We start from the raw sequence: 4,580 nt of genomic DNA, 5'->3' as shown, positions 1-4,580 counted from the left end.
TCTGATGTCTGCATCGCCAAAATTTACGCCCAAACCGTCAGGCAGGCAACTGTAGCCCAGTTAACGTGACAACACCCTGCGCCGTACTTGGTCTGCAAGACCTGTCACAGATCGCCAAAAACTACGGACAGGAAGTCCTCGACGTCCTCATAGCGTCTGTTGGCACAAAGGTCATAACTCGCATCAACTTTGGACCCACAGCAGAACGCATGGAACGTGACCTGGGCGAGACGACATTCTATGAATATCGCCGGGACATGATGACCGATGGCACGACGAAATGGCTGAAGGAGACGCATCGCGCCAGCCCTATCGAACGATCGGAATTCAGCACGGAATTGGGCGTCGATGATAAAGGTGTGACCGCCTTCGTTACCGGGATCGGCAAGAACGTCTATCAGGTCAAATTCCCCTTCCCTGAAGACGCAAAGGATCATCGCCCGTCGAACGTTCCGGCCGAGTGGACCTACACCTTTAAACCAACCGGCACCTTCACCAGTGACGCCGATATCGACGTCTATGTGAAGGCGGTTCTTGGTAAGAACTCACCGCCGCCACGAGGTGCGCTGCCTTCGACCGAAGATACCGAACAAGAGGACTTGCCGCTTGAAGAAGCCTTCAAAGCGGCGGCCGCGGCCGCACGCAAAAATGCGAGTGCTCCGGCACATTCTGAGGAGGCCGGAGACAAGCCCGAACAGGTCGATCTTTTTGAGAAGTACCGCTAGTTGCCCTAGTGGTAGGCCTCCATATCGGACGCCGCCCGCACATCAATCGACACGTGCTTTATGACATTCCCGTCCTTGTCTTTCGCGACAAGCATTTTGGGATTGTAAGCATAAACGCCGTTGTAATTGACGCGATAGATCACGCCGATCTTTTGCCAACGCTTTTTGGCGCGCATCACTGTATCTCGAAAGACTTCGAGTTTAGCCGCCAACTCGTCATTTGTCGGAGTTGTCCCATCCGCTCGCGGATTTAACACCAACTCCCGAAGCATCTTAGACCAATGCCTGTTTTTTGGAGGAGGGTTATCCGCGAGTTCTGTCAACCAAGAGAGATTCACGCCGGCTTCACCCGGTTTTATTTTCTCTGGTTCAGGTGGGCCGTCAAACGTTATTACCTTTGAGATGCCCTTCATCTGTTCCGCCCGTCTGTCGTTCCCACGTTCGATTTTATTTGGTGCGCTTATTGGTGTACTTTTATACAAGAGAACGTCCTAACCGTTATCATCTCCCTTAATGGAGTCAATGTTTTGCTCCATCCAGCAGAATCATTTCACAATGAATCCTGCGACATTTTCAATGTCAAATACGACTAGCTTGGCAGGAGCTTTTTCCCCTCGGTCCGCAAGGTGCCGTCTGGCCCGACATGCCGATAAAGGGTCGATCGGGTAATGCCTAATTCCCGGCATAGTTCCCCGACCTTCGTTCCCGGCTGGCTCATCGCAGCCATAGCCAAACGTAACTTCGCCTTTGTCATTTTCGGCGGTCTCCCTCCTACTCTCCCGCGCGCTCGCGCAGCAGAGAGGCCCGCCACAGTACGTTCTATTGTCAGTTCGCGTTCATACTCAGCCAGAGCGGCGAAGATCCCGAAAACCATCTTGCCCGCCGGCGTCGTCGTGTCGATTGATGCGAGTCCTATCCGGACATGGCGAGAAAACCCGTAACAAAAACAACATATCAAAAACGTCAGTTTTGGGACAGCGTTTTACGGCGGCCTTCGGCCGCAGGGTTTTCCCACAGGCTCCGGCCTTCTCTACGGCGCCATTGGGGGCGCGCTCAGGCCTCCGCCTGCTACGCCTGCTTTCCCTCGAAAGCAGGCTTCGGCCCTCCGGGCTGGAAAACCCTTACTGCATGGAAGGCCGGCTTCGCCGGCGACTATTTCCTTGTTGAAATGCACCGATCCTCGATCCGGTCAAATTGCAGAGCCTCGCCATGCTCGCGGGCTCGCCGCTGCGCGTGGCTCCGGTTCCGGTCGCAAGCGACCGAGTTTGACCGGATCGGGCGGTTCGGTGCCATCCTGACCTATCGGGACGAGGGGCATCGCCCCTCGCCCGTTGGCGAGAAAGTTCGATCCGCCTCCGGCGCGGATCGAACAAGGGGCAAGTCCTATTCGAGGAGAGACAGGGCACGTATGAGCCCGCTTTCACTGTCGGGCGTCCAGCGTTGATAGTCGTAGACGCGGACAATGGTGCCGGCGGGTTCATCAGCGCTCGAGATGAGCGGAACGATCAGCTCGGGCAGCGTATCGAGCGATACACACGGATAGCAATCCAGGGCGCCATTTGGGCGTTCGAGCTCCACACGAAACAGGTGGGTTTGGGAATCAGTCATTGAACTCTCCGTCTCAGGGAAGGCGAAAGGGAAGCCCCCGCCGAAGCGGGGGCCGGGTGGATCAATCCCAGGGGATGACCGCCATCAGGCTTTCGTCATCCTGCCCCGGATAGCGGCCCAGGTTCGCGTTCAGCTTTGCAAAGCCGGTGTTGACGGTGAGCGTATAGTATTCGCCGCCCCTCTGGTTCTTCTTTTTCCAGATGCCGCCGATCTCGATCCGGCGGTTGCGCGGGGACTTCGCGTAAAGCCGGTAGACCGGAGCCTGAGGGTTCGTGCTCTCAACCGGCTCGCCGGTGATGTCGATGTCGAAGGTCAGCGTTGCGAGGTTGCCGGTCAGCGTGTCGGTTTCGGCGTCGATCTGGATGAAGTTTACGAGGTCAGACATTGCGCGATCTCCTTTGCTTGCGTTGTCGATGGACACGAGAAAGGACCGCACAAAGACCGGGCTGCACCCGAAGGGCCGCAGCGCAGCGGAGGACGGCATTGGCGGGCGATTTTGACTCGCGAGGAAGCGCCGCAGGCGCGGGGAAAATCGTTCGGTTATGCTGTTGCTGGCCGGGCGGACGGTCCTAGTGGCCTATTCGATCGACAACGCTGCCATGCAAAGGGATTTGATCGCTATGTCTTTGCTCTCGTCCCATTTCATTCCATAGCCGAAACCGGCATTTTGACCGGCACGGCTTCACAGTGTTCGTCCCGACGACATTGACATCAATGGCCTAGGCGTCGCGCGCACGAAACTTCCTGCTCCGTGCCGCCAGCTACGCTACACAGCTTTCGCGCCCGTCTATCGAAATGACAGTCGGCAATCTGGAACATGAACCAGGCCGGTAGCTTGGTCCTTCACCTCAAACTGTCAGCGCCGCTTTGCAAAGCGTGCACAGCTCCCTACATCTTGCCGGCAGGACCTCGATGCCAATGACCATCATCGGTATTCGCGCCGTCCCCCCGGCCTGCTTCGGCGGGGGCTTCCCTTTCGCCTTCAACAATTCGAGCGCCCTAGTTCATGGCAGATTTCGCCAAGGCCCGCAGTGTCGGCGCGAGGTGCAATTCACCCTTCGGCGAGCGGTACAGCATTGACAGGAAGTAGCGCGCCGGCTTCGCGATCTCGGCCGCGCCCGGCTTCAGCGCGGCGGACCGCACCAGCTTCTCAGCCACGATCGCGAGCGCCGCGGCCGCGTTCATCCGGCCGGCGACCTGTACGCCCGCGACCCATGTTTCGCGCGGTATTTGTATGAGCGCCCGGATTGTGTCGGCCTGCCCCTCCAAATCGCGCCAGGACGAGAAACTGATGCCATATTCGGCCTGAAGCTGGCGGCAAGCTAGCCGTAGCAGATCAAGGGTGGTTGCAGGATCATCATCACTACGTTCCCGGTCTTGCGCAGACGGTTCCGCTCGCACAGGCTCTTTTTCGAGAGCCCATTGATCGGCGGAGCCGATCTCAGAACTAAACTGAATCGATCGTGCGTTAGCGCGATGCCGTTCTCTTCTTACTAATGTCGTGGGGGTTGTAGTTGTATATGGGGGGACAGAATTGTCCTGCGCGGGGGACTCTTTACGGCTTTGATCGGCAGAATCATCATTCTGTGGCGATGACCCCGAAGGTTGCTCGGACGGCTCATACAGTGCAAGTGCGTCCTTCAGGAGGTCCACGAGCTGCGCAAGGTAGTCAGGATTTGCCCTCTGTTGGTGAAAATCGACTACGAGCGCATTGAACTTCTCCTCGAAACCCTGCGTCTCATGACCATCACGGCGAAGCTGTTCGAGCGCATCGACGATCTGCCGGGCGACACCTTGGCTTTGCCGTGTCGTCTCGCGCATCGATCGCCACTCATCAACATGAGCGCTCGCCAGTTCTTCGAGTTCCGCGAGCCGCGCTCTGGCGGGCGAGAAATCAAGGCCGAAGCTGCCCCCGCCTTCCCGATTTACATAGCGGCGACCGGTCGGGCTGTCGCGATAAGCGACAATGCCCGCCTCCACGAGCGAACGAATGGCGCGGGTGACGGTTTTCTCGCAGACGCCAAGATCATAGGCCAAACGGGCATTTGATATGGCAACGACGGGACGCTTGCCCTCTGTCCAGTCCTCTGCCGGGGAGATAGCAAGAAGCGTGTCGAGGATCTGGTAGGGATAGCCTTTTATGCCAAGGCGACCGGCGCATTTCTTTAGCGGGTGTTGTCACGTTAACTGGGCTACAGTTGCCTGCCTGACGGTTTGGGCGTAAATTTTGGCGATGCAGACATCAGA

At 57.6% G+C, this 4,580-nt stretch carries 4 protein-coding genes and 2 pseudogenes; 1 reads left to right on the top strand and 5 read right to left on the bottom strand.

All coding sequences use genetic code 11. The features are described 5' to 3' along the window. The first annotated feature begins 65 nt into the window (after window positions 1-65). Window positions 66-725 (top strand): type IV secretion system DNA-binding domain-containing protein, encoded by a 660-nt coding sequence (locus Q1A36_RS21085; RefSeq protein WP_299848113.1) that lies wholly within the window; start codon window positions 66-68, stop codon window positions 723-725. Window positions 726-730: 5 nt separating this feature from the next. On the opposite strand, the gene Q1A36_RS21080 is transcribed toward Q1A36_RS21085, so the two are convergent. The 5 genes and pseudogenes from Q1A36_RS21080 to repC all read right to left on the bottom strand — a co-directional run. Next, a complete protein-coding gene (locus Q1A36_RS21080; protein WP_100560291.1) occupies window positions 731-1,138 on the bottom strand; it encodes a hypothetical protein in 408 nt (135 codons plus the stop codon). A gap of 176 nt (window positions 1,139-1,314) precedes the next feature. Further along, window positions 1,315-1,632: pseudogene (locus Q1A36_RS21075) on the bottom strand (recombinase family protein); the annotation flags it as partial. 476 nt (window positions 1,633-2,108) lie between these two features. Beyond that, window positions 2,109-2,333, bottom strand: a complete 225-nt coding sequence (locus tag Q1A36_RS21070; protein WP_100560287.1) for a hypothetical protein — start codon at window positions 2,331-2,333, stop codon at window positions 2,109-2,111. A 61-nt stretch (window positions 2,334-2,394) separates the two neighbouring features. Next, on the bottom strand, window positions 2,395-2,718 hold the full coding sequence (locus tag Q1A36_RS21065; protein ID WP_100560382.1) for a DUF736 family protein: 324 nt from the start codon (window positions 2,716-2,718) through the stop codon (window positions 2,395-2,397). A gap of 614 nt (window positions 2,719-3,332) precedes the next feature. After that, a pseudogene (gene repC, locus Q1A36_RS21060) lies at window positions 3,333-4,490 on the bottom strand (plasmid replication protein RepC); the annotation flags it as partial. Between the last annotated feature and the right edge of the window lie 90 nt (window positions 4,491-4,580).

The sequence above is a fragment of the uncultured Paracoccus sp. genome (assembly GCF_947487305.1).
Lineage (GTDB): Bacteria > Pseudomonadota > Alphaproteobacteria > Rhodobacterales > Rhodobacteraceae > Paracoccus.
Note: the sequence above shows the minus strand (reverse complement) of the source record. Positions and strands in the feature narration are given on the sequence as shown.

Bases quoted from the DNA above. Each gene is read 5' to 3' on its own strand.
- Q1A36_RS21080 (WP_100560291.1), bottom strand. From the start codon at position 1,138: ATGAAGGGCATCTCAAAGGTAATAACGTTTGACGGCCCACCTGAACCA.
- Q1A36_RS21070 (WP_100560287.1), bottom strand. From the start codon at position 2,333: ATGACTGATTCCCAAACCCACCTGTTTCGTGTGGAGCTCGAACGCCCA.
- Q1A36_RS21065 (WP_100560382.1), bottom strand. From the start codon at position 2,718: ATGTCTGACCTCGTAAACTTCATCCAGATCGACGCCGAAACCGACACG.